This is a genomic window from Nocardioides sp. (assembly GCF_025965415.1).
In the GTDB taxonomy this organism is placed as follows: Bacteria; Actinomycetota; Actinomycetes; order Propionibacteriales; family Nocardioidaceae; genus Nocardioides.
The window spans coordinates 1-3,002 of record NZ_JAOPWY010000014.1 but is presented as its reverse complement, the minus strand read 5'-3'; the positions used below and the strand labels follow the sequence as shown (position 1 = coordinate 3,002).

Annotated in this window: 3 protein-coding genes and 2 pseudogenes; all 5 read right to left on the bottom strand. The window is 71.5% G+C overall.

Annotated elements, in window-relative coordinates:
- Positions 1-57: 57 nt before the first annotated feature.
- Positions 58-630: pseudogene (locus JWN97_RS01560) on the bottom strand (aspartate kinase); the annotation flags it as partial.
- Positions 631-722: 92 nt separating this feature from the next.
- A complete protein-coding gene (locus tag JWN97_RS01555) occupies positions 723-1,304 on the bottom strand; it encodes a DUF5063 domain-containing protein (protein ID WP_297617132.1) in 582 nt (193 codons plus the stop codon).
- Positions 1,301-1,897: a recombination mediator RecR gene (gene recR, locus JWN97_RS01550; RefSeq protein ID WP_297617129.1), complete on the bottom strand. Its 597-nt coding sequence runs from the start codon at positions 1,895-1,897 to the stop codon at positions 1,301-1,303. The genes JWN97_RS01555 and recR overlap by 4 nt, the downstream gene beginning before the upstream one ends.
- Before the next feature lie 10 nt (positions 1,898-1,907).
- On the bottom strand, positions 1,908-2,279 hold the full coding sequence (locus tag JWN97_RS01545) for a YbaB/EbfC family nucleoid-associated protein (protein WP_297617126.1): 372 nt from the start codon (positions 2,277-2,279) through the stop codon (positions 1,908-1,910).
- A 64-nt stretch (positions 2,280-2,343) separates the two neighbouring features.
- Positions 2,344-3,002, bottom strand: a pseudogene (locus tag JWN97_RS01540) (DNA polymerase III subunit gamma/tau); the annotation flags it as partial.

Below are 3,002 nucleotides of genomic sequence, written 5' to 3'. Positions count from 1 at the left end.
CCTCGCCCCGCCCGCGGCGAGCACGAGCATCTCCTCGTCGGAGACCGGGTCGAGCTAGCGGGCACTCGGCAGGATCCGCGGGTCGGCGGTGAAGACGCCGTCGACGTCGGTGTAGATCTCGCACTCGTCGGCCTCGAGCGCCGCGGCGAGCGCCACGGCCGTCGTGTCGGTGCCGCCGCGGCCGAGGGTGGTGATCTCCTTGGTGTCGGCGGAGACGCCCTGGAAGCCCGCGACGATGACGATGTGGCCCTCACCGATGGCCTGGGTGATGCGGCCCGGCGTGACGTCGATGATCTTGGCCTTGCCGTGCACCGAGTCGGTGATCACGCCCGCCTGGGAGCCGGTGAAGGACCGCGCGGTGAAGCCGAGGTCGCTGATCGCCATGGCGACCAGCGCCATGGAGATGCGCTCGCCGGCCGTCAGCAGCATGTCCATCTCGCGGGCCGGCGGCAGCGGCGAGACGCCGTTGGCCAGGTCGAGCAGGTCGTCGGTGGTGTCACCCATCGCGGAGACGGCGACGACCACGTCGTGGCCGGACTTCTTGACCTCCACGATGCGCCGGGCGACGCGCTTGATGGCGTCGGCGTCGGCGAGCGAGGAGCCGCCGTACTTCTGCACGACAATGCCCACGGTTTGGTCCTCGAGGATCGGTGTGCGGTCGCACGGACCGCGATCGGTGGATGGAGCCCGCTGGCGCCGTTGCCGGCAGGCCGCCCACGATTCTACGGCTGGACGCCCGGCTCGATCTCCAGCATCTCATCGGCGACGGCGACGGCCTCGGCGTTGGCCTCGAAGTCGGTGTCGAACCGGTCGTGCGCCACGACGGTGAGGAGGGCGTTGAGGGCGGCGCCCGCGAGGTTGCCCCAGTTGTTGACGTAGGAGAACTGCCACCACCACAGTGCCTCGTCGACGTCGCCGGCGCGGTAGTGGCGCAGGCCGTTCTCGAGGTCGATCGCCATCGAGGCCAAGTCGTCGGACAGGCGGCTCTCGACCACCTCCGGGACGTAGGGGTCGAAGACGAAGGTGTAGGCGTCGACGCCCTCCAGCATCTCGGCCAGGCGCAGTCGCAGCTCGTCGATGTCGGCCTCGGGCCCGACGTCGGGCTGGAACTCCTCACGCGGGGTGAAGTCGGTCTGCGCGCCGAGCCGGGCGCCCGCCAGGAGCACCTGGCTGATCTCGAGGAGCAGGAGCGAGATGGCCTGCGACCCGTTGCCCTCCCGCGCGATCTCGCGCAGCGCCAGCAGGAAGCTCGTCACCGAGTCGGCGATCTGCTGCTCGAACGTGATCTGGTCGTCGTGGGTCATTCGGCTGATCTCCTTCCGGCGAATGCACGGCCGAGCGTGACCTCGTCGGCGTACTCGAGGTCACCCCCCACCGGCAGTCCACTCGCCAAGCGGGTGACGCGCAACCCCATCGGGAGGAGCAGACGCGTGAGATAGGTCGCGGTGGCCTCGCCCTCGAGGTTGGGGTCGGTGGCGAGGATGACCTCGGTGACGACACCGTCGTTGAGGCGCGGCATCAGCTCCTTGACGTGGAGCTGGTCGGGCCCGATGCCGTCGATGGGCGAGATGGCCCCGCCCAGGACGTGGTAGCGCCCGCGGAACTCCCGGGTGCGCTCGATCGCGACGACGTCCTTGTACTCCTCGACCACGCACAGCACGCTCGGGTCGCGGCGGGTGTCACGGCAGATGCGGCACTGCTCGTCCTCGCTGACGTTGAAGCAGACCGAGCAGAACTTGACCTTGGCCTTGACCTCGATCAGCACGTCGGCGAGCCGGCGTACGTCGGCCGGCTCGGCCTGCAGCAGGTGGAACGCGATGCGTTGAGCGCTCTTGGGACCGACGCCGGGCAACCGCCCGAGCTCGTCGATCAGGTCCTGGACGACGCCTTCGTACAACGAGGGCCCCTCAGCCCAGCCCGGGCAGTCCGCCGCCGAGGCCACCGCCCAGACCCTCGGTGAGCGGGGACATCGACTCGCTGGCGAGGGCCTCGGACTTGGCGCGCGCGTCACGGTAGGCGGCGACGATCAGGTCGGAGAGGTCGGACAGGTCGTCGGGGTCGCTGCCGTCGAACTCGCCGGCCCGGATCGCCACGCCGACCAGCTCGCCCACGCCGTTGGCGGTGACGGTGACGGCGCCTCCGGCGATCGTCCCCTCGACGGTCTGCCGGGCGAGGGCGGCCTGCGCCTCCTCGAGCTGCTGCTGCATCTGCTGCGCCTGCTGGAGGAGGGCGTTCATGTCGAAGCCGCCGCCGAGGGCGTCGAAGGGGTTGTCAGTCATGGGGTCTCCCACGTCGTGGATGGGTGCGGGTGGATCGGGGCCGGGTCTGGCGTGGAGCTGCGCGTCACTCGTTCTTGATCTCTTCGATCAGCCGGGCGCCGAGCGTCTGGCTCAGCAGCGACTCGGTGTCGAGCGCGCCCGACTCGGCGTCGGGGTCGTCGCGGTCGACGTCGTCGTCGGCGGACCGGATCGGCTCGACCGGCTCGGCGATGCCGCCGCTGCGTGCGGCCTGGAGCGCCTCGCGGGCGGGGGCGGCCGAGACCTGCGGAGCCGCGGCCGGAGCGGCAGGTGCCTGCGGGCTCGCCGCGGGAGCGGCGTCACCCGTCACCCAGGAAGGCGGCCCGTCGGGGGCGTCACCCGCGGGAGCCGGGACAGGGGACGCCGGGTCGGTGGCGGCCTGGCGCACCACGGGCGCCTGCGCGGCGGCACCGCTCGGGTCGACGATCGACTCCACGCGCCAGTCCATGCCGACCACGTCGATGGCGGCCTGGCGCAGGATCTCGTCGCAGCCGCCGTTGACGAAGGAGTCGCGCGCACCGGAGTTGGCGAAGCCCACCGTCAGTCGGGTGCCGTCCACGTCGACCACGTGGGCATGCTGGGAGAGCACCATCCACGCCAGGCGGCGCCGGTTCTTGGTCTGCTCGAGGATGTCGGGCCACAGCCGGCGTACGTCGACGAGGCTGAGCCCGCCGCGCGGACCGGCGGGCTGCTCGGCCACCGGGG

Coding starts and splice junctions, on each gene's coding strand:
- JWN97_RS01555 (WP_297617132.1), bottom strand. CDS start 1,304: ATGACCCACGACGACCAGATCACGTTCGAGCAGCAGATCGCCGACTCG.
- JWN97_RS01545 (WP_297617126.1), bottom strand. CDS start 2,279: ATGACTGACAACCCCTTCGACGCCCTCGGCGGCGGCTTCGACATGAAC.